This is a genomic window from Paenibacillus xylanilyticus (assembly GCF_013359935.1).
GTDB classification, from domain to species: domain Bacteria; phylum Bacillota; class Bacilli; order Paenibacillales; family Paenibacillaceae; genus Paenibacillus; species Paenibacillus xylanilyticus.
The window spans coordinates 159,270-183,893 of the sequence record NZ_JABMCB010000192.1; the positions used below are offsets into that span (position 1 = coordinate 159,270).

General features: G+C 46.3%; 31 protein-coding genes. 26 read left to right on the forward strand and 5 right to left on the reverse strand.

Features of this window, described 5'->3' with window-relative positions:
- Positions 1-12: 12 nt before the first annotated feature.
- The 17 genes from HP552_RS20600 (at position 13) to HP552_RS20680 (ending at position 9,350) form a co-directional block, all read left to right on the forward strand.
- The gene (locus HP552_RS20600; RefSeq protein WP_175397270.1) at positions 13-252 is read left to right on the forward strand and encodes a DUF3977 family protein; all 240 of its coding nucleotides are present in this window, start codon (positions 13-15) and stop codon (positions 250-252) included.
- Positions 253-324: 72 nt separating this feature from the next.
- On the forward strand, positions 325-888 hold the full coding sequence (locus tag HP552_RS20605) for an HAD-IIIA family hydrolase (RefSeq protein ID WP_175397271.1): 564 nt from the start codon (positions 325-327) through the stop codon (positions 886-888).
- Complete coding sequence (locus HP552_RS20610; RefSeq protein WP_376768970.1) at positions 885-1,406, forward strand: DinB family protein; 522 nt, start codon at positions 885-887, stop codon at positions 1,404-1,406. Before HP552_RS20605 ends, HP552_RS20610 begins: the two co-directional genes overlap by 4 nt.
- A 38-nt stretch (positions 1,407-1,444) precedes the next feature.
- Positions 1,445-1,927, forward strand: a complete 483-nt coding sequence (locus HP552_RS20615) for a hypothetical protein (protein WP_175397272.1) — start codon at positions 1,445-1,447, stop codon at positions 1,925-1,927.
- A gap of 233 nt (positions 1,928-2,160) precedes the next feature.
- Entirely contained in the window at positions 2,161-2,583 is a 423-nt protein-coding gene (locus HP552_RS20620; RefSeq protein ID WP_175397273.1) for a DUF1801 domain-containing protein, read from the forward strand.
- 61 nt (positions 2,584-2,644) lie between these two features.
- The gene (locus tag HP552_RS20625; RefSeq protein ID WP_175397274.1) at positions 2,645-3,196 is read left to right on the forward strand and encodes a DinB family protein; all 552 of its coding nucleotides are present in this window, start codon (positions 2,645-2,647) and stop codon (positions 3,194-3,196) included.
- 40 nt (positions 3,197-3,236) lie between these two features.
- Entirely contained in the window at positions 3,237-3,782 is a 546-nt protein-coding gene (locus HP552_RS20630; RefSeq protein ID WP_175397275.1) for a GrpB family protein, read from the forward strand.
- Positions 3,783-3,825: 43 nt separating this feature from the next.
- Positions 3,826-4,248, forward strand: coding sequence for a hypothetical protein (locus HP552_RS20635; protein ID WP_175397276.1), 423 nt, complete (start codon positions 3,826-3,828; stop codon positions 4,246-4,248).
- Between the two features lie 34 nt (positions 4,249-4,282).
- Entirely contained in the window at positions 4,283-4,741 is a 459-nt protein-coding gene (locus HP552_RS20640; protein ID WP_175397277.1) for a DUF2262 domain-containing protein, read from the forward strand.
- Positions 4,742-4,800: 59 nt separating this feature from the next.
- Positions 4,801-5,280 carry a GNAT family N-acetyltransferase gene (locus HP552_RS20645; protein ID WP_281366153.1) on the forward strand — a complete coding sequence of 160 codons (480 nt, stop codon included), beginning with the start codon at positions 4,801-4,803 and terminating at the stop codon, positions 5,278-5,280.
- A 21-nt stretch (positions 5,281-5,301) separates the two neighbouring features.
- The gene (locus HP552_RS20650) at positions 5,302-5,826 is read left to right on the forward strand and encodes a cysteine hydrolase family protein (RefSeq protein ID WP_175397279.1); all 525 of its coding nucleotides are present in this window, start codon (positions 5,302-5,304) and stop codon (positions 5,824-5,826) included.
- Positions 5,827-5,839: 13 nt separating this feature from the next.
- Positions 5,840-6,124, forward strand: coding sequence for a hypothetical protein (locus HP552_RS20655; protein WP_175397280.1), 285 nt, complete (start codon positions 5,840-5,842; stop codon positions 6,122-6,124).
- A 150-nt stretch (positions 6,125-6,274) separates the two neighbouring features.
- On the forward strand, positions 6,275-6,790 hold the full coding sequence (locus HP552_RS20660) for a GNAT family N-acetyltransferase (protein WP_175397281.1): 516 nt from the start codon (positions 6,275-6,277) through the stop codon (positions 6,788-6,790).
- Positions 6,791-6,839: 49 nt separating this feature from the next.
- Positions 6,840-7,376, forward strand: coding sequence for a GNAT family N-acetyltransferase (locus tag HP552_RS20665; RefSeq protein WP_175397282.1), 537 nt, complete (start codon positions 6,840-6,842; stop codon positions 7,374-7,376).
- A 28-nt stretch (positions 7,377-7,404) separates the two neighbouring features.
- Entirely contained in the window at positions 7,405-7,884 is a 480-nt protein-coding gene (locus HP552_RS20670) for a DinB family protein (protein WP_175397283.1), read from the forward strand.
- A 75-nt stretch (positions 7,885-7,959) separates the two neighbouring features.
- The gene (locus tag HP552_RS20675; protein WP_175397284.1) at positions 7,960-8,832 is read left to right on the forward strand and encodes a phosphotransferase family protein; all 873 of its coding nucleotides are present in this window, start codon (positions 7,960-7,962) and stop codon (positions 8,830-8,832) included.
- A 170-nt stretch (positions 8,833-9,002) separates the two neighbouring features.
- Positions 9,003-9,350: a hypothetical protein gene (locus tag HP552_RS20680; RefSeq protein ID WP_175397285.1), complete on the forward strand. Its 348-nt coding sequence runs from the start codon at positions 9,003-9,005 to the stop codon at positions 9,348-9,350.
- 138 nt (positions 9,351-9,488) lie between these two features.
- On the opposite strand, the gene sdaAA is transcribed toward HP552_RS20680, so the two are convergent.
- The 4 genes from sdaAA to HP552_RS20700 form a co-directional block, all read right to left on the reverse strand.
- Positions 9,489-10,364, reverse strand: a complete 876-nt coding sequence (sdaAA, locus tag HP552_RS20685) for an L-serine ammonia-lyase, iron-sulfur-dependent, subunit alpha (protein WP_175397286.1) — start codon at positions 10,362-10,364, stop codon at positions 9,489-9,491.
- 50 nt (positions 10,365-10,414) lie between these two features.
- Positions 10,415-11,083 carry an L-serine ammonia-lyase, iron-sulfur-dependent subunit beta gene (gene sdaAB / locus HP552_RS20690; RefSeq protein ID WP_175397287.1) on the reverse strand — a complete coding sequence of 223 codons (669 nt, stop codon included), beginning with the start codon at positions 11,081-11,083 and terminating at the stop codon, positions 10,415-10,417.
- 4 nt (positions 11,084-11,087) lie between these two features.
- Positions 11,088-12,530 (reverse strand): M20 family metallopeptidase, encoded by a 1,443-nt coding sequence (locus HP552_RS20695; RefSeq protein WP_175397288.1) that lies wholly within the window; start codon positions 12,528-12,530, stop codon positions 11,088-11,090.
- A gap of 94 nt (positions 12,531-12,624) precedes the next feature.
- Positions 12,625-13,872, reverse strand: coding sequence for an MFS transporter (locus HP552_RS20700; protein WP_217506512.1), 1,248 nt, complete (start codon positions 13,870-13,872; stop codon positions 12,625-12,627).
- A 147-nt stretch (positions 13,873-14,019) separates the two neighbouring features.
- On the opposite strand from HP552_RS20700, the gene HP552_RS20705 reads away from it, so the two are divergent.
- Both HP552_RS20705 and HP552_RS20710 read left to right on the forward strand, forming a co-directional pair.
- The gene (locus HP552_RS20705; protein ID WP_175397289.1) at positions 14,020-16,089 is read left to right on the forward strand and encodes a helix-turn-helix domain-containing protein; all 2,070 of its coding nucleotides are present in this window, start codon (positions 14,020-14,022) and stop codon (positions 16,087-16,089) included.
- A 256-nt stretch (positions 16,090-16,345) separates the two neighbouring features.
- A complete protein-coding gene (locus HP552_RS20710) occupies positions 16,346-17,506 on the forward strand; it encodes an MFS transporter (RefSeq protein WP_175397599.1) in 1,161 nt (386 codons plus the stop codon).
- 16 nt (positions 17,507-17,522) lie between these two features.
- Here the strand turns inward: HP552_RS20710 and HP552_RS20715 are convergent, their stop codons facing one another.
- Entirely contained in the window at positions 17,523-17,963 is a 441-nt protein-coding gene (locus HP552_RS20715; protein ID WP_175397290.1) for an Lrp/AsnC family transcriptional regulator, read from the reverse strand.
- A gap of 184 nt (positions 17,964-18,147) precedes the next feature.
- Here HP552_RS20715 and HP552_RS20720 point away from each other — a divergent pair, with 184 nt between their 5' ends.
- The 7 genes from HP552_RS20720 to HP552_RS20750 all read left to right on the forward strand — a co-directional run bounded on the left by HP552_RS20720 (position 18,148) and on the right by HP552_RS20750 (position 24,535).
- Positions 18,148-19,308: a serine hydrolase domain-containing protein gene (locus HP552_RS20720; RefSeq protein ID WP_246310987.1), complete on the forward strand. Its 1,161-nt coding sequence runs from the start codon at positions 18,148-18,150 to the stop codon at positions 19,306-19,308.
- Between the two features lie 89 nt (positions 19,309-19,397).
- The gene (locus HP552_RS20725; protein ID WP_175397292.1) at positions 19,398-19,574 is read left to right on the forward strand and encodes a hypothetical protein; all 177 of its coding nucleotides are present in this window, start codon (positions 19,398-19,400) and stop codon (positions 19,572-19,574) included.
- 397 nt (positions 19,575-19,971) lie between these two features.
- A complete protein-coding gene (locus tag HP552_RS20730) occupies positions 19,972-20,790 on the forward strand; it encodes a purine-nucleoside phosphorylase (protein ID WP_175397293.1) in 819 nt (272 codons plus the stop codon).
- Positions 20,791-20,985: 195 nt separating this feature from the next.
- Positions 20,986-21,315: a GRAM domain-containing protein gene (locus HP552_RS20735; RefSeq protein WP_175397294.1), complete on the forward strand. Its 330-nt coding sequence runs from the start codon at positions 20,986-20,988 to the stop codon at positions 21,313-21,315.
- A gap of 70 nt (positions 21,316-21,385) precedes the next feature.
- Positions 21,386-21,829 carry a GNAT family N-acetyltransferase gene (locus tag HP552_RS20740; protein ID WP_175397295.1) on the forward strand — a complete coding sequence of 148 codons (444 nt, stop codon included), beginning with the start codon at positions 21,386-21,388 and terminating at the stop codon, positions 21,827-21,829.
- Between the two features lie 163 nt (positions 21,830-21,992).
- On the forward strand, positions 21,993-23,210 hold the full coding sequence (locus HP552_RS20745; protein ID WP_175397296.1) for an MFS transporter: 1,218 nt from the start codon (positions 21,993-21,995) through the stop codon (positions 23,208-23,210).
- Positions 23,211-23,212: 2 nt separating this feature from the next.
- On the forward strand, positions 23,213-24,535 hold the full coding sequence (locus HP552_RS20750) for an LLM class flavin-dependent oxidoreductase (protein ID WP_175397297.1): 1,323 nt from the start codon (positions 23,213-23,215) through the stop codon (positions 24,533-24,535).
- Positions 24,536-24,624: the final 89 nt, after the last annotated feature.

Genomic DNA, 24,624 nt, shown 5'->3' on the forward strand with positions numbered 1-24,624 from the left:
AAGGAGAATGCTTTGAAAAAGTTCAGAGAGATTGGATATGGAAACCGCTGGTTCATCAGAACGGAGTTTGAACATGAAGACGGGACGGAAAGTGAAGTAAAAGGATTTACAAAACCATTCAGTCTTAGATCAGTGTACGTTAGAGCATGGATTGGAAAAAAGGTAATGATCATAGATTCAAAAGAGGGAATTAAACTCATGAACAAAAATGAGAAGAAGGTAAAAATCATTTTAGGCTTTTTTGGATATTGAATGAAGTCAGGATAGGAACTACAGGAACCATAGAAACCACAGTCTAACACAAATTACATAGGGAGGTTAGCCATGCCGTCCAATATATTTCAAGCCGTTTTTATTGATCGTGATGGAACGATAGGCGGTTCAGATGAAGTCATTTACCCAGGTGAATTTAAGTTGTTCTCATTTACGTTAGCTTCATTGGAGAAACTTAAAAATCACGAAACTCCGATCTATGGATTTACAAACCAACCGGGTATCTCCAGAGGAGAAGCAACTGTGGAAGCCTTTGAAAAAGAAATGATGGCCTTTGGATTTGACGGGGTGTATATCTGTCCTCATCAACACAATGAAGAGTGTGAATGCAGGAAGCCCAAACCGGAAATGTTGCTGAGAGCAGCAAAAGAGAATCAATTCGATCTGAGCAAATGTGTGGTCATCGGAGATCGATGGTCAGACATGTTAGCTGCACATTACGCCGGCTGCAAGAAGATATTGGTCCGAACAGGAGCAGGTAATGAAGCGTTAGATAAATACAGGGATAAGTGGACCATAACAGAACCGGATTATGTTGCAGAGCATCTCGAAGATGCTGTGAACTTTATAATGGACCAGGTAGTACATATTGAAGCGGAGGGGAATAGATCATGAACATGGAGAACATATATCTAATAAGTGATATTCCGAGTTATTCTCCTCAGATTAGCCGGCTCATCTCGATGATGAACTATGCCAGATTCACAACCATTGAGGAAGTCAAAAATCTATCCATAGATCAATTGGATTTCTTGCTGGACTCCGAAAGTAACTCTATCGGGGCATTATTGCTTCACTTTGCAGCAGTCGAATATGCCTACCAGGTGGCGACTTTTGAGAATCGGGAGCTGAACGAAGAAGAATTATCGGAGTGGGGCCCGGCGTTAAACTTAGGCAAGGAAGGTCAGGAAAAGATCAAAGGTAATGATATCACATTTTATTTTGCGAAAATGGACCAGGTAAGAATGAAATCACTTCAGTTCTTTCAGACAGTGAATGACGACTGGTTGAACACGGAAGAAGAATTCTGGTATAACAAACCGGCAAACTATTATTTTATGTGGTTTCATGTTTTCGAAGATGAGATTAATCACAGGGGCCAAATCAGAATGATCCGAAAGAGAACTTCGTGACTCAAGGTGGCGAAGTTTTTTACTTGAGAGGAGACTAAATGAAGACCAAAAATATCATGATTGTTATTTCAATATTATTTAATGTAGTGTTGTTCACATATATTTATTGGAGGGAAAGTCACCTGAAGGAAATGTATTCAAATTTATCCTTTGGACTTCAGGGTGATTTAGTGCAATTGGAGAGTACAATTGAGTACCAGAACAATAATAAGTGGAACGACGAAAATGTAGTTCTTGAAAAAATTGAGGATGTTAGAGAAGGCATTCACCAACTGATGGTTACAGGTATTAATGTTGGAATGATTACGAAATCACAAGAAAATGACTTGTGGACACTGTATAGGTATTTTGCTAACTTTCCCACATATACAGGGTTTCCAAATACCAAATTAGAGAACAACGATATTAACAAGCTAATCCGATTAAGAGATGATCTAAGGTCAGCTGGTTGGGGAACGAATTTGGGGTATAGTAGTGATTGGGCAAGTTTTTCAATGAAAATAGAAGACTTAACGAATTGATTATTTGCTGCATTCATTAACAGTCCGTTATTGATGATACATTTTGGAGGGATTCAATATGCTCTATCTCATTATAGTCATTGTTATTGGTTTTGCAGGCATAATTAGTAATCAGTACGCTGGGTTGAAAAGAATGGATTCATTGCAAAAATCAATAGATGAACTAAATCGAAATTTGCGAGAAATCGGGCAAAGACAGTCTGACAATCAGGTTGAAAAGGAGTAATTTTAAGATGTACAAGCAAAAAACTAAAGAAACCGACAATAGTGTTATTGAGTTTATTGAAAACGTCGAGAGTCCCCAAAAACGTGAGGATGCATATAAGTTATTGGATATTTTTGCTGAAACGACAGGCTATGAAGCCAAGATGTGGGGACCGAGCATTATTGGATTTGGTGCATATCATTATAAATATGAATCTGGTCACGAAGGCGATGCACCGTTGGTGGGTTTCTCACCCCGAAAAGCAAAAATCAGTTTATATTTTGCAACGGGGGATACAGAACGGGAATCACTATTAGAGGATCTGGGGAAACATACGACCGGAAAAGCGTGTGTGTATATCAATAAAGCAGCAGACATTAATGTGGATACTTTAAAAGCATTGATAAACCAATCGGTTAAGTTTCTACAAGAAACCTATCCCAATCAGTAATTTTATTTAATCAAAGTTACTACTATGTTGATATGAATTAAGGCAAGGAGGGGGAGATAGAATGCTGTATGATCTGAAAGGTCAAGCCAATATGTCGCCTGTGGTCGGAATGTTATATTCAGCTGTAAGAGAGAATAGCCAGCGACTTCAGACCATAACAGAAGGAATGTCTCAAGAGGAAGTTGATTACAGGGGACCTGAAAACAACCGTAATAGTACTGCTCAGTTAATAAAACATATTCTGTTTGTTGATCTAAACTGGGTTTACAGAATAAAGGGAACACCACTGCCTCAGTCATTGATAGAACAATATGGCCCGATGATCGATGAAAACAACAAACTCCCCATGGTTAGCGGAGTGCCGAGGAACACACTTATCTCTCAATATGAGGGAGTAATAACAACCCTGAAAGAGGCGTGTACGCAATTAACAGATGCTGATTTGGACCATGTTGTCACTTTTGGGCATGACAATGAAAAGCAAGCAACCATCCGCTGGGGCATATGGCACATGGCAGATCATAACCGTTATCACCAAGCTCATATTAATCAACTTAGAAGTTGGTTTAAGGAGGAGAAACTCAAAAGCCAAAGGAGTATTTCATCCAAGTGAGCCGAATCTTTATCATATCGAAGTGAGGTGGAGACTCTGCATGGAAGAACAATGGAGAATTGCAACGTATGATTCGGCATGGGGACCATTGTTTTACGAAACAGGACTTAAATTAAGAGAGGCATTGAGAGAAAATGCCCTTCGAATCGACCATGTCGGATCAACTTCAATCGTTGGCATGGATGCCAAACCCATTATTGATATTCAAATCTCTGTTCTGAATTTTGAAAATTTGCCTAGCTACCAACATGAAATTGAAAATGTCGGTTTTGTTTTTAGGGTAGAAAATCCGGATCAAAGCAAACGGTATTTCCGCGAAGCACCTGGGAACAGAAGGACGCATGTACATGTCAGACAAGCAGGAAGTTTCTCCGAACAGATGACACTGCTATTCAGGGATTATTTGCGAGAACATCCACTTGATTGTGTGAAGTATGCTGAGGAGAAGCATAGGCTTATGAGTGTATACAGAGATCAACGTTCAAAGTATGTGGAGGGCAAAGGGCCTGTAGTTTGGGAGATATTGCAGAAGGCCCATCTGTGGTCTCAGGAAGTAGGGTGGAAACCGGCAGATTCGGACGTATAAGTACATTGGATTAATGATGGATGCTCGTATTGGAGTGGTGAAAATGAACCTGGGTAGAAAGTTGTTAACCTCACTTTTAACCATTATCAGTTTTAGTTTAGCTGCTAGCCTGGTATCCATGAATGACACCTACAACTTTGGTTTTTATATTGCTGTGTACCCTATATATGCAACTCCCTTGATTTTTTTGATAGGTTTACCTTTGTCGGTGTTAGTTGATTTCTTGTTGAGCAAAATGAGAGTGACTAATCATGCACTTTATCTAATCGTAAAATTTCTGGGTTACGCGTGCGCTGGGTTCGTCGGTATGAACATATTTGTTCTGGTCATGGGCGCTGGGAAAGATATTTTTAATTTTAGAGAAAATTCCCCTCTCACCTTACATGGCGTGTTTGCAGCACTGATATTTGTACTGATCGATCTTGGGTTGGAAGCTCTCTTCAAGGCTCGCAAAAAGAAAAGTTAGTGGGAACTGTGATGGTAAGGAGGGTTATCGAAAGTTGGACAGATCGATTCATAGCGAGCATATTGGAACATTTAGTTATGAAGAAATGAGTAAAGCATACACGTATCAAGAAGGTCCAGTTCACTGGGCACTGGATATATCTGATGAAAAGGCTAGTGTCCATGAGATGATGCATCGGGCAGAGCAGATATATAGAGTTTTGCAGGAATTCGATATGCAGGCTAAGATAGCCATTGCAAATGAGTTAACGGCTTATAAAAATGATTTCTGGCCTGAATATGATGAGGACGATGAACATTTGGATTGGGATGAAGTCGATGCAGGAAAATATGATGTCACACCAGAGAGATTCGCAGCATCCATCAGGCTCCTCGACATCGTGATCAAGTATGAACATATATATTGCGAATATGATGATGGAGAATTGTTCGGTGGCCATAGAATACATGCCTGTTTCGAGAATGACTACCGTCTTAGAAGTGCTGAGATCTAGAAGCAGCTCTCGTCAACGCGATATTTTCAAGAGTGCTCAATTTTTTTAAAAAAGGGATGATGAATCTGATATCTTACAGACGCTTAGAAGCTCAGGATACGGAGTCTGTTAAGCAATTAATGGAGCAATATGCGCTGCAATTTCCTACTTTTATTGTTAACCTTTATCCAGAACGTTGGGCAAGTTTTTTGAATCATTCGAGTGATTCGGAATATTGGGTTGCGGTTGAGGTGGACAAGATTGTAGGACATGCGGGGTTTGTTTTTAATAAGGATGAGGGTTTGTACGAAATTGTAGGTGTCGTTGTATCGCCTAAGCATCAGAGGAAGGGGATCGGGAAGACTCTTCTGGACCATCTATGTGAAGCAATTAAAAATAGAGGCAAAACAGAAGTTGTATTACACACTCTTGGTCATCCTGATAATGAAGACACGGTAGTATTTTATAAATCCATTGGTTACTCGGTATCCCAATATGAGAAGGACCACTTTCAAGCCGGGTACTCGCGTGTTACGTTTAGGAAAAACTTAAGTCATTGATCTCGTCAGGAGGGATGAAAGGTGACAACTTATTGTGCACTTCTTGTCATTGACGTACAGGCAGCCATGTTTGATGAATCAGATCCCGTATATCAGGGGGAACAGCTGCTTCAGAACATCCAAAAGGTAATTGCCAAGGCTCGTGAAGCGGGTCATGCTGTCATCTATATTCAGCACAGCGAAGGGTCAGGAAGTCCACTGGAACGCGGAACACCGGGGTGGGAGGTTCATCCGTGCATTGCACCGATTGCAGGTGACTTAGTTATTGAAAAAGAAACACCTGACTCGTTTCACGAAACGGATCTGCATCTGAAGTTGAAAGACAACGAAGTGACTGAGCTGATTCTCGTTGGGATGCAGACAGAAGTATGTGTAGACACCACTTGTCGCAGGGCATTCAGCCTTGGTTACAAGGTCAACCTGGTTCGAGATGCCCACAGCACCTGGAATTCCAGCCATCTCACAGCGGACCAAATTATAGAACACCACAATACCGTGCTGAGGTTGTTTGCCAATGTGGTGGACTCCGAAAGTGTGATCAATTGAAAGAGGAGATACATTGACGATTAATTATAGAATACTCAATGCCTCAGCTTGGCTTGCTGTGTTAGCAGTCATGCTTATTCCGGGAACAGCATATACGGAAGGTCCATTGCGAACAGAGTATGGTTTCCCGATTAGATTTTACACAGATTATCATTATGAGAAGCCTGACGATACAATCTGGTTCCTTTCGGGTGTCAATATCCAAGTGCTTTCTTATTTGTTTAATGTCCTATTTATTTATGCTGCAATTCATGTTGTTCTGTATATAAAAAAGAGATTAACTCATCCAAAAGAGTAGAGAGTCGCAGTTCAGCGGTTCTTTTATTTTTTCCATATCATGGGTTATGATAGAAGGCAGTAATAGGCGAAAACCTAACTTTAACGATGGAACATATAAACGTAATAATTATTATTGAAGACTAAGTTTAGCCTAGAGAGGGGAAGAGGGATGCTAGAAGTTACTGCGATAGATTATGAGGATAAGCATGTATTACATAACCTCATTCAACTATATCGATATGATTCAAGTGAATTTGATGGACATGGATTGACCAAGCATGGACTATACCTCTACAAATATCTAGATCATCAATGGACAGACACATTCAGATACCCTTTAATGATCAGAGTAAATGGAGAGCTGGCAGGCTTCGCCTTATTAATGCTCGCTGTTCCGAGAGAGTTCGTGCATGTCAGTGTGGCATCTGAGACCAATGTAATTAGTGACTTTTTTATTTTGCGAAAGTTTAGGAACAAAGGATATGGAAAGCAGGCAGCTTTCCAAATTTTTGATCTATTCTTGGGTGCGTGGGAAATTCGGCAAACACTAGCCAACAAGCCAGCCAATCAATTCTGGAATCGAGTTATTCATGATTATACAGAAGGCATGTATAGAGAGAAGGTGCTGAATGAAGAGCATTGGACAGGACCAATCCAGGTATTTGGAGATGAACAACGCACATAAGAGAATTTCTTAAATCTTCAATAAAATAATGATATAGGGAGTTATTAATATGAAACAGCTTCCAGCAGAATGGAAGTCAGATAGACTTGTTATATCGAATGTGCAAGAGTTCGAAATTCCCGAGCTTCAGTCCATTTGTGATTCTAGCCGCTACTTGCAACAATGGGACGGACGGGAACATGATCCGGATTATGTGAAGAAATGTTTTGAAGAAGGCAATCTTCCTCCGGGAGGAATGCTGGAGAATTACCGGATTCAATCCATCCGTACGGCCAAGGATCATCGGAAAATTGGCTTGCTGAGTTTATACCATGGTTATCCCTCAGCGGATTCCGTATATCTTGAGTTTATATACATACAAAGTGAGATTCAGAAGCAAGGGTATGGGCAAGAAATGATTCATGCACTGACCCATAACCTTTCCGAACTCGGGTACAAGGAGATTAGAATTAACGTAGCACTCAAAAATTGGCCTGCATTACGATTCTGGATCAAATCCGGTTTTGATCAGATTAGCGGGATCTACGGGGATCTTGAACATTCGGATACCACGTTTGCCAACACAGAATTGATCAAAACGCTTTAAGCAACACAACCGAAAAGGGGGAGTTCGAATGGAAACTTTTTTCCGTTATAACTGGATTGTACGTGAGCAATGGTATGCGTGGTGTGAGGATATACCCCTTGAAGAATTGCTTCGGCCCCGTACTGGTGGTGTGGGCAGCATCTTACAGACGTTTTTCCACGTCATTGATGTGGAGTGGAGCTGGCTTCAGTTACTGCAGGGTAAACCGGATGATCCGGAAGACTTCGAGGATTACAAAACGTTGGAGGCTGTCCGACAGTATGATCGCAAGCTGCGTCCCGATGTGGAGGCATTTGTAGTAGCGTGGGATCCGAGCATGGAAAAGAAAGCGTACATTCATCCTGAGTCCAAGGACAAGGTTGCTCAAGAATCATGGGGAGAAGTGATGCGTCATGTGATTGCTCATGAAATCCACCACATGGGACAAATGTCGGTATGGGCCAGAGAAGTGGGCAAGAAACCCGTATCTGCCAATGTCATTGGCAAAGGTCTTATTATCCCTGACTAACCATTCGGGTGCGCTAAACCGCTATAAAACGTATCTTGGGTCTCCGCAGCTCAAATATGGAGGGGAAGAAGAACGATGACTATTAACCTTAGTCGTATGGATTGGGTTCAATTGGATGAACGTGTCAGACGTTTGATGGAACAGACATATGAGGTTATCCCTTTGTCACCTGGACTGGAAGCGGATGTGATGAGAATTGTATTTAGTGATCAGCAGTATGTATTGAAGGTGTGGAACAAGGATTCGAGACCGAATATCGGCAGCCAATATCGGCTGTTGTCCAAGCTTTATCAGAATGGAATCCGCGTTTCCAGACCTTACGGCTGGGGCATGGATGAGCAGCGAAATCAGGTTTTGCTAACGAGCTATGATGGTACGCCTGTTGCTCAATTAACACCAATCAAGCTGACTCATTTGGCTCAAATATTAATGGAGGTTCATCGCTATCCGGTGAATGAAGCGGGTGCAGAAAAAGATGGAGAATACATATCCAGGTACGATTTTGTTCATTATTTCTTTCCTTCCATTGCGTTGCATGAGGACTTGAACCGCATTGTTACAAACCTCCTTCAGCGCGTCCAGCTTAGGCAGGACTGCTTAATCCATGGCGATTATAATCTGGGCAACATTCTTGAAATGGATGACAACTACACCATTATCGATTGGACAAATGGACAGCTTGGTGATCCGAGGTACGACATGGCATGGTCTTTTTTTCTTATCACGATTTACAGTGGGGAAAGCCATGGGAAGACGTATCAAACCGAATTTAAGCGTTCAGTGAATTATACGCTGGAAGAGGAGCAGATTTTTGGAGCATTGGCTTGTCTTCGTTGGATTCTGTTAAGACGCGTTGCCGATGTGCCGATGGGACCTAATGTAATGCAAAGGGTTCGCAGGATTGCGCTCCATAATCCCTATTTGAGTGAGGATCTACTGCAATCATGACATGATGTTCAAGGAGGTTGATCAAGTGGATTCACACATGCAAGTAGATGGGGATATCCTGAAATCGCATGAAAAAGATATTCAGATGATGGTTTATGAGTTCCCAATGAATAGCCTGTCCTAAACGAACGTTTCCTGCATACCTATGGTATAGAGGAGCGTGATAGGTCATGGAACAGAAAGTACAAACCTATTTTCAACTAAAACAGCAGCAAAAAGAGATTGAGCAGCAATTGTCTGTACTCAGAGATGAAATTGTTGCGTACTGTGCGGAACAAGGGGTCTACGAGACGCAGGTTGGTGGTTACACGGTGAAAACGGTGCTTCAGCACCGCAAGGAATATGATGATCAGAAGCTGTATGCTTCTCTTCCCGATCCGGATATCTGGAGGCTTTTGTCCAAGGTTGACAGCCATAAGCTGAAAAGCCTGATTAAGCTTAATGTTCTATCCGAGGAGCAGATCAGTCCTGCCTGTACGTTGAAACAGGTTACGCTGCTGCAGGTGGACAAACTTTAGCCGTTTTAAATGTCGGCATGCATACCCTCGAATGTGATAGCTATTCTTTGGTTCGATTGAACCGGATAAGTTAAACAAAACAGGCATGCATTTACCTTGAGGATTTCGTTCTCCTCGGGTAAATGACATGCCTGATCTTTATTTATGCTGCAAATCCCTTGTGATTTTGCGTCCCGTCGGTGTCTGGGCGAGGCCGCCGCCAGCCGTTTCGCGTAGTGATTCAGGCATGGCCGATCCGACCTCCAGCATGACCTGTACCACCTCATCGGAAGGAATGACGCTGCGGACTCCGGCAAGTGCCATATCCGCTGCTCCGAGAGCTGTAATCGCCCCGAATCCGTTGCGAACAATACAAGGGATCTCGACCAATCCGGCTACCGGATCACAGATCAGACCAAGGGTGTTCTTCAGCGCAAGTCCAACGGCGTGAATAGCCTGGGAAGGGGACCCGCCCCGGATATCCACGAGCGCCCCGGCTGCCATCCCGATGGCAGAACCCACTTCCGCCTGACAGCCGCCTTCCGCACCAGAGATGAACGAATTGTTGGCTATGACGTAACCGATTGCCCCGGAAGCGAACAGCCCATAGACCATCTGTTCATCGGTCCATCCAAACCGCTCCTGGCTGCTGATAAATACCCCCGGAATAATGCCGCAGGAACCCGCCGTCGGTGTAGCAATAATCCGGCCCATTGAGGCGTTGACCTCGGATACCGCAAGTGCGTAACTCATCGACAGACTGGCATGGTCGCCGAGCAGGGATTGTCCATCTGCACGGTAACCCATCAGTTTACGGGCATCTCCTCCAGTCAGGCCGCTTTTGGAAGTTGTATCCGTGTGAAGGCCTTGGTGCACCGCTTTTTTCATAATCTCGTAGTATTCGAGCATTTGACTAAACACGGTATCCTTGTCCTCGCCTGATTCATGACATTGCTCTTCCAGCATGAGCTGGCCAAGGGACAACTTGCGGGTCTCCGCCAGTTCAGCAAGTTGTTTTAACGTTCGGAAATTCATTGGCGTAGGCTCCTTTATCTATAAAACTGAAGTGAGTCCAAATATTCAAATTAAAGACGGAGCAGAGTGACTTCATGGACTTCCGGAAGCACCTCAATCTGCCTGACTACGGCAGGGTCAATCTTGCCGTCACATTCGAGCACCATCATGGCTTCGCCGCGCCGGTTCTTTCGATCCACAGACATGTGTCCAATGTTAATGTGATTATCCACGAGCAGCCGAGTTACGACTGCAATGACACCCGGCTCATCGCTGTGACGAATGATGAGTGTTGGATAGAGCGCCGTCAGCTTCAGGTTGTAGCCGTTGATCCGGACGATTTCAATATTTCCCCCACCGATCGACGTACCTACCATATTCAATGTCCGATTTCCCGCAGCGTTTGTTAATACAATCTTGGCCGTGTTCGGATGCGGGTACAGGCCTGTCCCTGGACGGATGAGGGTTTCCATACCTACAGTGTCTGCATGTTCAAATGCTTCAGGCAGTCCAGGGTCATCGGTGTCCATGTCCAGCAGGCCGCCCACAATGGCGGTGTCGGTTCCATGCCCTTTATACGTTGCGGCAAAAGAACCAAACATGATGATCTCCGCATGCGAGGGACATTCCCCGAACAGCTGTCTGGCCGTGCGCCCAATCCGTGCTGCTCCAGCAGTGTGAGAGCTAGAAGGTCCAACCATGGCTGGACCGATAATGGAAAATACGTCTTTGAACCTCACCGTCTTATTCTCCCCGCTTCGGAGGCTGCACATCTGCCGGAACGAGACAGTCGTAGACTTCCCCGCCGAGTCTGTCCAGCAATTCCTGTTGTGCTTCCTTGACGATCTCCGGATGTAAAATGGATTCAATAGCCGTAGCCGCCATCGCTTTGGCTGCGAGCAGCATGCCCTTGTGAGCGAAGCTGCTCTTGCCCTGAGCAACGGTTTGCCAAGCATGAAGCGGCGTACCAAAGGCCATCGTAGTCGTGATGCACTGCGCCGTCGGCACGTTCCAGCTGACATCTGCTACATCCGTGGATCCACCCATAAACGTTTCCTTCTCATCCGAATACGGAGCAATAAAGTTAGGCAGTGGTCGTTCAGCCAAAAGAGGCGCAAGCTCAGGGCCGACTAACGCGCCGGCTTCCTGCTGGTTCTGGATTGGGAGTGTATCATAGATCGCTTTGGCATAAGCATATTCTTCCTCATCATACTCAGGTGCGCCGAAGGCAACGAGATGCTGATGCATCACTTTCTCAAGCGTACTGTTCGGAATCAGGTTGGCGCAGGCGCCTTCATATTTAAAGTCCATCGTTGTTTCTGTCATCAGGGCGGCCCCTTCTGCTACTTTCACCAGACGTTCAAACAGACTGCGTACCTGTGCACTCTTGGGAGCTCGAACGAGATAAGTGACCTCGGCTTCCGCTTGTACTACATTGGGGGCCAAACCGCCCGAGTTCGTAATCGCATAATGAATTCTGGCCTGATCAATCATGTGTTCCCGCATATAGTTCGAGCCGATATTCATCAGCTCAACCGCATCGAGAGCACTACGGCCCAGATGAGGAGCCGCAGCAGCATGAGCACTAATGCCTTTGAAGGTAAATGTACCGTGAATGACAGCATTGGAGCTTCCGTGCATCACGGCATTCAAGGAATGAGGGTGCCATGAGAGGGCGGCATCTACGTCTTTAAAATAACCTTCACGAGCCAGATATGTTTTACCATATCCACTTTCCTCGGCAGGACATCCGTAAAAGCGTACCGTTCCTTGAGTCTCCGGATGCTCCTGAAGATAGTCCTTGACCGCCACTGCAGCAGCCAATGCGCCTATGCCGAGCAGATTATGCCCGCATCCGTGGCCGTTTCCACGCGGCAGAACAGAATGATACGTGCTGATTCCAGCTTCCTGGCTGAGATCGGCCAGCGCATCGTACTCCCCCAGTAAGGCGATGACGGGCAGCCCCTTACCATAAGAAGCAATAAATCCCGTTTCCAAACCTGCTACCCCACGCTCTATAGTGAAGCCTTCGGATTCCAGTAACTCCATAAGCAGTTCTGCTGATTGAAATTCATCGAAACGGGTTTCTGCAAACCCCCAGATTCGGTCACTCGCATGGGTGAACAAATCGCGTTTTCCTTCAATGGCCTCTGATATATATTGGGTCAAATCTACAGTTGTGGTCATAAATATCCGCACCTCGTATTCGTTAAAATGGTTTTGTTGTTCTATACGCCATGGACTGTTATCGGAGTAACCTCATGGAGGTAATCCTCTGTGTCTAGACCGCTTTTGCCTGCACTTCAGTCGTCGTATTATCCTGATCCGGATTGGAACGACGGGAGAACATCAGGGTAATGGAGCAGATCAGGGCGAAAGCGATAAGCATGATGAAGGCTGTGGCATAAGATCCCCCGGAGGCTTGAACCAGAAATCCGATCAGCATCGGAGTCAGGAAACCTGCAAGCTGAGCACCTGTGTTAATGAATCCATTGGCTGTCGCGACGACAGATTCGGGCATCGTTTTAAGGGACTTCGAAATGATCAGTGTCGAGATAAATCCGGCCATTGCCGTAACGATCGTCATGTACGTAATGAATGTGGTAATGCTGCCCGCGGAGCCCATCAGATACAGGAACAAGGCCACAAGCACTCCGAACACGGAAGCGATAATTCGATCTTTGCCAGCCGGGATGCGGTCAAGCACGTAGCCGCTGAGAATCATGGTGAAAATGCTGACCATGGCCGGAATGGCGGCGAGCAGTCCCATTTGGGTCATATCCAGTCCCCGGACATTGACCATGTACGTCGGCATCCAGGATTGAAGCCCCCAGTTTACTGCATAAATGCTGAAGTAGCTGATGAACAAATTCCAGATCATAGGCGTCTTCAGGACGGCTTTAAGTGACGTTTTAGGCTGTTGGCCCGAGCCGGAGGTCGCAAGTGCAGGTTTGGCGGGTTCTTTTAACAAAAAGAACATCAAGGCTGTGATGAGGATGCCCACCGCACCAATGATATAGAACAGGTTGCGCCAGCCAATGGTCACAAGGGCCTGTCCGGTAAGAATCGGAGTGACAACCCCCATAATAGCTGCGGATGCCAGCATAATGGACATGGCACCGCTGCGCTGATTAATGGGAAAGTTGGTGGCGATGGCCTTGGAACCGGAAGGGAAGAAGCTGCCCTCTCCAATACCAAACAGGAAACGAACAAAGATCAGAGAGAACAACGACCAGGCGGAGCCGGTCAGAATGGTGAATATGGACCAGGAGAACAGGGAAACGAGTATGACCTTCCGATAACCGAAGCGATCGGCGAGTGCTCCGCCTGGGATTTGCATAATGGCATATCCGAGAAAAAAACTGCTGAGGATGATTCCTTGTGCGGAAGCACTCAGACCCAGATCTTGTGTAATGCCTACAATGGCATAGTTGATGACGAAGCGATCCAGGTTGCCAAGGCACCAGCCGAGAAACAAGAGAGTGAGAACAATGTACTTGAAGTGTTTGCTTTGCACGATATTGGACATTGTGTTACCTTCTTTCTCATCGATTGTTAACTAAATTTCTGTGTTGCTTTAAAGTTACATGATGAAAGGGTTTCAACACAATGTATATCTCTGTATAATTGTCCGTATTATGATGTGAAAACCTACATTGACAGGGGGGCGGCTCCGTTGAATGGAATCTTACATGAAATCTTGCGGGAACGCTTGGGAGATTGCGATTACGAGGTGTGGCTCAGCAGCAACTGGGCGGATTGGGTACTGATTGAAGCGACAGGCAGGAGAGAAAGTATACCGCCTTGTTTTATGGAACGTCTTCCTCTTCAACATCCCAAAGTGGAACAGGAATCGGAAGGTGTTATGTTAGTTTTTCTACCATATAACAATAATGTATGTGTGGCTATTCGTGTCTTTAAGAGCTGGCAGCTTTCTGCGGAAGATGTAGTTACACTTTCCTCGCTGCTCTACCCTTACTATACGGAGGCTGTGGCGAGCAAGCATGAACGTGCCTTGAATGAAATTATGAACAGTATCCGGGATGTGACTCAATTGCTGGATCTGAATGAATTGTTGGGACGGATACTGGTAAGTGCACTATCGGTTATCCCTTATGAATGCATCGGTGTGTTATGGAGATACGATCCTGCGATCGACGCGTTAACGGTCAAGGCAAGAGCAGGGGAGATGGGCGAGGGCATGCTGAGAATGAAGCTGAAGCCGGGTGAAGGGATCATTGGGAACACCTTTAAGCGAGGCACACCCAAGCTCTATAACAGTTTTTCCACAGTGGAAGATGATTTTGGCAACATGACGTCGGACAACAAACATCATCTGAATTCGGCATACGATTTTCAAAATATAGGATCAATCATTTCGGTGCCCATCAAGGTGGAAGGTCAACCGGATTGCGTGTTAATCGTTTATCAAAAAGGGAAGGTACCCATATTTACGGAGTCGGATGTGCGGCTGCTGCAAAGCTTTGCCGATCAGGTTTCGATTGCGATTACGAATGCCAAATTGTACGAAAATCTGAGCAAACAGAACGCAACGCTGATTAAGCGGGACGAGATTCACTCTTCTCTCATGCGGCTTTCGCTGCAAAATAAGGGCGCGGTATCCATCGTTAACGAACTGACACGTGTTATTGGTGTACCGATGACTTTTGTGGATTTTATCGACAACGAATGGATTCCGAAGCGGGGCAAAGTCATGCATGGCTGGAATATGGAAAAGCTTCTCACTCTGTACGAATCCTTGCACCATCCGGATTATTTGACATGTATTGAGGGAGATGACAACCCGTCGTATCAATATTTATATCCGATCGCTTCAGCCAATCAGTGCCTTGGCTATCTCATCATCCAGATGAACACGCGGCTGGAACCATTACAGTTGATTGCGCTGGAGCAGGGAAGTTCCATTCTGGCCCTGGAATTGATGCGCAAGCAGTCCCTTGCCGAATTTTATTTCAAAAAAACACAGCAATACTTCAACGACCTGAGGCTCAGTCAGGATTCGGAGGATTATTGGCAGAAATCCGGGGAGATCGGAATCGGTCCATCAACCTCAATCGTAGTGGGACTGCTGGAGTTCGCGGAACGGGTCAATCCGTCGACGCTTAGCGCGTTGTCTGTTCAATTGGTAGCGTATCTGAGAGAGAAAATGCCAACAGGAACCCTGCCCATTGCGTTCGGCAATGAAAGGCGAATAACGGTACTGCTTATGCTGAACGAATCATACAAGCCTGGCAAACTGGAACAACAGTTCAGCGCATTGCTGCCCGAGTGGGAAAGTCGTAATCATGTGAAATTACTGGGGGGATTAAGCTCAGTACGCTCTGGAGTCGATGCCATTAATACGGGGTACCAGGAAGCGGACAAGGCGCTTGCATACCAGAAGACAAGGGGCGAACAGGGAACGATCCGCTATACGGACATTGGAGTAAACCGTTTGTTCATCCGGCAGCCGGCCGAGGATCTGAATGCGTTTATGGCAGAGGTATTTGAGCCGCTGAAGCCTGCCAAAGGACAGACCGGAGGACTCGAGGAAACACTAATGACGTATATGGCTTGCGGAGGTTCTGCGGTCCAGGCTGCGGCAGCACTTCATATTCATATCAACACATTGTATCAGCGCATCCGTAAAATTGAAGAGATTCTGGGTATGTCCCTGAGTAATCAGGAGCACCTGCTCCATCTGCAGTTGGCCTGTTATCTACGGCAGACGTATCGTTCATCGTAGAGTGTTATCCAAGATCTTCGATTTCCTCCCGCCCTCTTTAACCACCAGCGTTTGATGAGTACTGATTAATAGCGTTTACATTAAAATTCGAAGTGAAACACCGAAATAAAATGGATTATCATCCTAAAACGATCGATTTGCCGTTGATTAAGTATGCCAAATGTGGACCTGATTTTATAAGCTTATTGTTGTAGCCCAAAGGCTTTTGGACTACATAAATAAAGGATAAAGGAGAGTCTTCGTGAACGCGAACACAATGGCAAAAGAACGTCTTCCCTGGTCGGGTCTGCTGGCTTTGGCTATGGCTGGATTTATATGCATTCTTACCGAAAGCCTACCGGCGGGGCTGCTGCCGCAAATAGCAAAAGATCTGGAGATCAGGGAAGGTTTGGCTGGACAACTCGTCACATTATATGCAGTGGGATCTCTTCTGGCAGCGATCCCCTTGACGACAGCTACACGTGGATGGAGACGCAGGCCACTGCTGTTATTATGCATCTTCGGCTTTCTGATTTTTAACACAATTACGGCCGTATCTTCGGTATATGTACTGACCCTCATTGCCCGCTTCATGGCCGGGGTATCTGCTGGAGTGTTGTGGGGAATGACCGCAGGTTACGCACGCCGGATGGTTTCAAGCTCGTTAAAGGGAAAAGCGATGGCTGTCGCCATGGTGGGCACACCTTTGGCGCTTTCACTAGGCGTTCCCTTGGGTACCTTTTTGGGCAATTACGCAGGGTGGCGCCTTATCTTTGGGACAGTCTCATTATTAACGGTTGCACTTGTATTTTGGGTGCTATGGAAAGTACCTGATTATAAGGGGGAGCCTGCTCGCCATCAGCTTGGGCTTCATCGAATTTTTGTTATGCCGGGGATCCGTTCCATATTGTTTGTTGTTCTCGCCTGGGTACTCGCTCATAACATTCTGTACACGTATATTTCACCTTATCTGGGCGAGACCGTACTGTCCGAACGGGTGGATCTGGTTCTTCTGATCTTCGGACTGACCTCAGTGATCGGTATATGGATTATTGGGCTGCTGATTGATCGTTACATGAGGTTATTGATTCTGATCAGTCTAGTTATATTCGCATTGGCCTCAATGGCAATGGGGGTCTTTATCCATCAACCGACTGTAATCATTATGGGGGTAGTCGCCTGGGGGCTTACATTTGGAGGGGCGGCTACGTTACTGCAGACTGCAATTGCGCAAGCTGGGGGCAAGAGTGCCGATATCGCCCAATCCATGCTGGTGACAGCATGGAATCTGGGAATCGGGGGAGGAGGGGTCGTTGGAGCCGTCCTTTTGGACCGGGTAGGAGCTCGTTCTCTGCCGATTTCCTTGATCCTGTTGATCGTTATGGCCTTGATTGTTGCCTGGTCTGCCAGAAAACATGGTTTTCCCAAGACGGGCTAAGAACGGAACCTGCTATTTATACCACATTCGTTCCTTCAATGAGATTTTTGGTTGCGATAGGTGATGATATGGCGATGAGGGTGGTGTAGGTACCGAATTGATCGCATCGGTCTCCAAACGCTTCGAGATCAGCAATCGAATCCGTCATGATCTTTAACAGGTAGTTATGCTCTCCGCTCACGCGATGACATTCAACTACTTCCGGTGACGAGCGGCAGAAATCTAGAAAGGCATGACAATCCCGTGTGCGAAAAAGAAGATAGGACGTGCTCGCCTTCCCTATTTTCTGTGGAGAAATGATGGTGCGGTACTCCTCAATTACACCGCATTCTTCCAATCGCTTCACGCGTTCCGTTACGGCGGGTTGAGATAAACCTACCAGCTTGCCGAGTTCCGTCATGGATAATCTTGCCTGGTTTTGCAGATGAAAGAGGATATTGTTATCGATTTGGTCCATGAGATGGCCCCCTTTTAAATTTTAGGAATTTCTGTATAAACACCTATATATTCATTGTGTATTAATATTGATAACTTAATTGTCTTATGTAATACGGGTGAGATCATTTATATAATAAACGCACTTACTTTAAATAATCAAGCGGTAGCATATGGAGAGGAAGAGTGAAATGGGAGACAGAGGTATGAAGTTTAATGCTGTATCTGTGGATGAAGTGATTCACCGTACGTTGGCAGAAAAAAGAATCGTGGGTTCTGTTGTTCAGATTGCCTGGAAAGGGGAGCTGGTCTATAACAGTGCTGCTGGCCTTGCTGATCGCGAGCAGAACATACGAATGCAAGAAAACGCACTGTTCAGGTATGCTTCTGTAACGAAGCCGATTGTATCTACCGCTGCCATGATATTGATATCCCAAGGGAAATTAAAGCTTGATGATCTGGTATCCAAATGGCTGCCTGAATTTCTTCCCAAACAGCCGAATGGGGAAGTGGCCTCGATGACGGTTCATCATCTGATGACACACACGGCAGGTTTGACGTATCGTTTTTTCCAGGAAAAAGGGGGGACGTACGAACTTGCCGGAGTATCGGATGGGATGGATATCGCTGGCATTACGCTGGAGGAAAATCTGTTGAGGATTGCTTCTGCTCCACTGTTGTATGAGCCCGGGAAGATGTGGAGATATTCGATTGCAACCGATGTGCTCGGTGCGGTCATTGAGAAAGTGACCGGGATGACACTGCGAGAGGCAGTACTACGGCTCGTAACTCATCCACTGGGCATGAAGGACACTGATTTTGTTGCTGTGGATCCGGAGAGAATGACTGCTGCCTATGCGGACAATTCCAACAATTCTGGGCAACCTCGCCGCTTGGGTGAAGAGGAACATGTTCCTTTTATTGAAGGAACGGCGGGCTTCCGTCTTGCGCCTGAAAGAGTTTTCGATCCATCGGCCTATTTCTCAGGTGGCGCGGGGATGATTGGAAGTGCAGGAGACTTTCTTCTTTTGCTTGAAACGCTGCGTCAAGGTGGAGGCTCCCTTCTTCCCGAAGCGCTGGTCACCGATATGACGACCAATCAGATTGGCGATCTTGCCATGCCTTATTGGCCGGGCAGAGGATTTGGCCTGGGATTCACGTTGCTGAAAGATCCGGTAGAGGCGGGTACTTCGGAATCTGCTGGAACGTGGCGTATGGGAGGAACTTATGGTCACTCGTGGTTTGTTGATCCGGCAGAAGAGCTGAGCGTTGTTGCGTTAACGAATACGGCTCTGGAGGGCATGTCGGGCAGGTTTACAACTGAACTGTGCGAGGCTGTCTATGAGGGGATTGGGCGAAAGAGATAACTTACATTATGGATTAAAATGGGAAAATATGATAGGGTGGAGCTGTAGGATAAGTGAGTCTGAATTTGATCCCGAAATGAGTTGAGAAGATGGACCGCATACGGAATTACCTGTTTGTTTTTGCAGGCAATTTTGCAGCTGCCTATATGATCTTTCCTGAAAGAACTACTGGCAAATCCGTGCTGTTTGCTATACTGATGCTGTTGCTAATCGTCGGGATGGATTTCCTAAAAGGTAAAAAGGGCCATTCGTTGGAGCGGCAGTGAGGCAGCTTGCCATTACATGTTGGTGTGAGATACCTTGTCCGTTTTCAATGAATGAAACCGATTCTCGTCAGAGGATCGGTTTTTTGTGTTAATGTTGAAGCATGGCGATGTGGATGTACAGCTCGTTCCTGATCCTTCCATCGGATTCGTTCATGAATCTGAGTACGCTTATGGAAGTATGTTGAAAAGGTTGACGATGATGAGAACCTCGGTTTTGACGGGCTTTTGCAACCATATTTCCGGGTGTTACAATCTGGGCTTAAACCTTAACCGGATCGAGCGGAGGCTGTCCAGATGAGCTGTATTTCCAGCTTCCATTTACATCATGTCTATTGTTCATTACACTTGAGATATAGTCATTTTATACCCATTACAGAATTATCAGGAGGAACCATTTATGCAGCAATCCGAACATATTCAGGAAGCCAGAGATTACATATTAAGCCGAATCAACACCAAACCTGCCGTAGGCATGATCCTGGGATCAGGGCTGGGAGCACTCGCGGACGAGATTGAAAATGCTACCGTTATTCCTTATACGGACATTCCGTATTTCGCTCAATCCGAGGCCATTGGTCATGCAAACGAGCTGGTTATTGGAGAACTGATGGGCAAAACGGTTGTAGCCATGAAGGGACGTCTTCATTATTATGAAGGTTTTACACTGGATGAGGTGACTTTCCCGGTTCGGATCATGAAGGCGCTTGGTGTCGAACAATTAATCATCACGAATGCCTGCGGGGCGATCAACACAAGCTTTGAACCAGGTCAGCTGATGCTTATTACCGATCATATTAATCTGGTAGGCAACAATCCGCTGATGGGACCGAATAACGCTGAACTCGGTGTTCGTTTCCCGGACGTGTCACAGGTATACAACCGCGAATTGCGCAGCATTGCCCTAAAGGTTGCAGAAGAGCAGAGTGTTATCCTGCAGCAAGGTGTGTATGCATGGTGGAGTGGTCCGGCGTATGAAACCCCGGCGGAGATTCGCATGATTCGTACCATGGGTGCGGATGCTGTGGGCATGTCCACAGTACCTGAAGCGATTGTAGCGATTCATGGCGGCATGAAGGTACTGGGCATTTCCTGTCTGACGAACATGGCTTGTGGCATTTTGGATCAGCCGCTTAGTCATGATGAAGTGATTGAAGTAGCTGCCAAAGTGAAAACAACCTTCATCGGGCTGGTCAAAGGCATTCTGCAAGAGATGTAGTGGTGGGGCTTCTCCTTTTCAAATAGCACTAACGGAACAAGCATTGTCCATGACGGAATATATCCGGGGGACAGTGCTTTTTTTGGAGTGTAATCATGTGTAGAATTATTCCTAAATGGGTAGAAACGACCTATAATAAGAGAGATTCAAGTGCATGAAATCACCAATAGATAGGCTGAAAAGGAGATGACAGCGATGGAAGAGCTGGGTCCAACAGAATACGTCATTTTTGAACGGATTAATGCGAACTGGTTAAGGGGATTTGAAGGCGTAGGAGGAAAGCTGTTCCTTACCAATGAACGATTGATTTTTATTCCACATGGTCTGAATATTCAGACAGACTGGCTTCAACTTGAGATCTGGGGAATGACCAAGATTGAGAAACGAATGACGTGGGGGTTAATACCAAACGGCATTACAATTACGATGGAGGATGGACTTGTCTTCAAATTTGTCGTTTGGAACCGTTCAAAGATTATCCGGGAGATTATACGTGCCAAGAGAATGGATAATGAAATGATGTAGCCAAGGTTGAGCAGGAATACATACATGAAGAAATAAGTATTTGATTCATTTAAACGGAGGTAGTGCCCCGATGAACCGACTAACGATGCGTCAAGCTGTGCAGGCAGATCAGGAGCGATTGGCGGATTTGCGTGCCCTGGTTCTGTATGATGATCTAACCAGATTGGGAAGGTATGACGAGGTGAGGGTTCGGGAGCGTTTCCGGAATACATTTGACCCGGTCTATACGTGGATTATTGAGCTGGAGGGTTCGTCAGTCGGATGTGTGGCACTGAAGCCTAGGTCAGAGGGTGTTTTGCTGGAACATTTCTACATCCATCCGGATGTTCAGGGCAGGAAGCTCGGGACCGAAGTATTACAGATGCTGCTCGAGCAGGAGGAAGTCAGAGGCAAACGTGTAACTTTAAATGTACTGCAGGGAAGCCGGGCGCAGCGTTTATATGAACGTTTCGGGTTTGTTGTAGATCGTGAAGATGAGGTAGATGTGTTCATGTCTGTCCAGGTGCCGCAATAATCAGATGCTCCGGTTTCGACTTCTCACTTAATTGACTGGCCCATTCATTTAATTCTTGAATGGGTCTATTGAACATTTCTATTATACTTTCCTGCAGCAGTATCCTAATATGAATAATAACCTACTTATTTTATAGGAATTATATACTATGGAGAATGCCGAGATGCCGCATTGGAAGCGTAATCTGTATATTCTGTGGTTGGGGCTATTTTTCAATCATATGGCGTACACCTTGTCCGTGCCGTTCTTTCCTCTGTTTCTGCAAAATAATCTCGGAATCCAAAGCGGACTGGAGGTCTGGTCCGGTGTCTCGATCTCGATCAGCTTTCTGATCAGCGGATTATGCGCACCCTTCTGGGGATCGCTGGCTGACCAATACGGCAGCAAACTGATGCTGATCCGATCAGGTGTGGGGCTGGCCATCGCCCATGCCGCCAACTATTTTGTTCATGATCCTTACACGTTTATTGCGGTACGGGTCTTCCAGGGACTCATGGCTGGATTCAACCCCGCATCCATCACATTGGTGGGCACGAACACGCCGGAGAAGCATGTCGGTTATGCGCTCGGCGTCATCTCCACATCGACTGCTGCAGGTGGTATCCTCGGACCTCTTGCTGGAGGAGTACTGAGCCATTGGATCGGGCTGCGTGGATGTTTCATAGCTTCCGGAATTATTACGCTGCTCTCGGCCCTGCTGGTCCTTGGAGTAAAAGAATCGCGCAAATCCCGTACGGTGGCTTCCACCAGCATCTTGGGTGATTTGAAGAGAGCGGCTTCCACCCCCGGATTAATGCGGATCTATGGTTTGATTCTACTCGTCTCGACGTCCGTGCTCATTATCGAACCTGTGCTGACGCTATATGTCGTTCAGATCGGCGGAGATGTAAGCCATGCAGCACTTAGTGCAGGTATCGTATTCTCGGCCATCGGGGTAGCAACGGTCATTATGGGACCGAGATGGGGGAAGATTGGCGGCAGGATCGGGTACGAGAAAACGTTGTTTATCGGGCTGATCGGTGGCGGGATTGGCAGTCTTTTGCAGCTGACCGCGTATAATCTCGTTTATTTTGGAAGTCTGCGATTTGTCTATGGTCTGTTCTTTGCCGCAGTCTACCCGGCGCTCAATGCATTAATTATCAAATATGCCGACCATGAGTTTCGGGGAAGGGCAGTTAGTCTGAGTCAGACTGCGAGTCAATTCGGCATTGTACTCGGTCCTTTGATCGGGGGTTTTCTTGGCGGATGGACCGGAATTCCTTTTATTTTTCTACTGACAGGGGTTGTACTTCTTGGGGCTGCCTGGGTGGTAAGGGCTAGTGATATGAAGCAAACGAATAAAAGTGATCGGATTACCCACGAAAATATAGGGAGGACATGAACATGACGAAACGTCGATTGAAGTTGGGAGCCAATCTGAACGGAGTTGGGAACAGCATCTCCTTCTGGCGTCACCCGGACATTCCGATTAATGCCAGCGTGAACCTTGATTTTTACAAAAAACAGGCGCGTATAGCGGAGGAAGGCAAGTTCGATCTGCTGTTTATCGCCGACGGCCTCTTTATTAACGAGAAATCCAATCCTCATTTTCTGAATCGTTTCGAGCCTCTAACCCTTCTGTCTGCACTCGCGGGTGCAACATCAAACATCGGGCTGGTCGCAACGCTGTCGACTTCGTACAGCGAACCGTTCACGGTGGCGAGGCAATTTGCTTCATTGGACCATATCAGCGGAGGACGGACGGGATGGAATGTAGTCACTTCACCTCTGGAAGGATCGGCACTTAACTTTGGCAAAGGAGAGCACCCGAACCACGCGCTGCGCTACGAAATTGCTGAAGAACATCTGAATGTGGTCAGAGGCCTGTGGGATTCCTGGGAGGATGATGCCTTTGTCGGAGACAAGGAGAACGGCGTCTTCTTCGATCCTTCTAAGCTGCATACGCTGAATCATAAGGGTGATCATTTCTCGGTACAGGGACCGCTCAATGTAGCTCGCTCGAAGCAGGGATATCCGGTCATTTTCCAGGCAGGTTCGTCCGAATCCGGCAAGGACTTGGCAGCGAGGTCGGCAGATGCCGTATACACGGGGCATGAGACGTTGGAGGAAGCAAGGGAGTTTTACCGGGATGTCAAGGCAAGAGCGGTCGCATACGGGCGTCAGGCAAAAGAACTTCTGATCTTCCCGGGCATCGGTCCCATCGTGGGCAGAACGCAGGAGGAGGCTGAGCAAAAGTATCAGGAAATTGCCGAACTGGTCAGCATAGACCAAGCACTGAATTATTTGGGACGTTATTTCGACCATTTTGATTTCTCCCCATTCCCGCTGGATGAGCCTTTCCCTGAGATTGGTGATCTGGGCAGCAACAGCTTCCGCAGTACAACGGACAAGATCAAGCTGCAGGCACGGGAAGAGGGGCTTAGCCTCCGTCAAGTTGCGCTAAGAGCGTCAACGCCACGAACATCGTTCATCGGTACACCGGAACAGATTGCGGACCAGATTCAGGAGTGGTTCGAAAAAGAAGCCGCAGACGGATTCAACATCCGCACGGTTGTGCCGAATGGACTGGCAGATTTCGTGGATTTGGTTGTCCCGGTTCTGCAAGAACGAGGGCTGTTCCGGACCGAATATGAACATGAGACGCTTCGGGAGAATCTGGGGCTTGAAATCCCGCGCAATCGGTATACGTTGGAAAGTGTGAAATAATCTACACTGACAGGGATTTAGGGTTAATGCTTAACGTGAGTGACCTGTTAAGTCAGGATAAAAAAAGCGGTAATGACGTTAACTTCAAC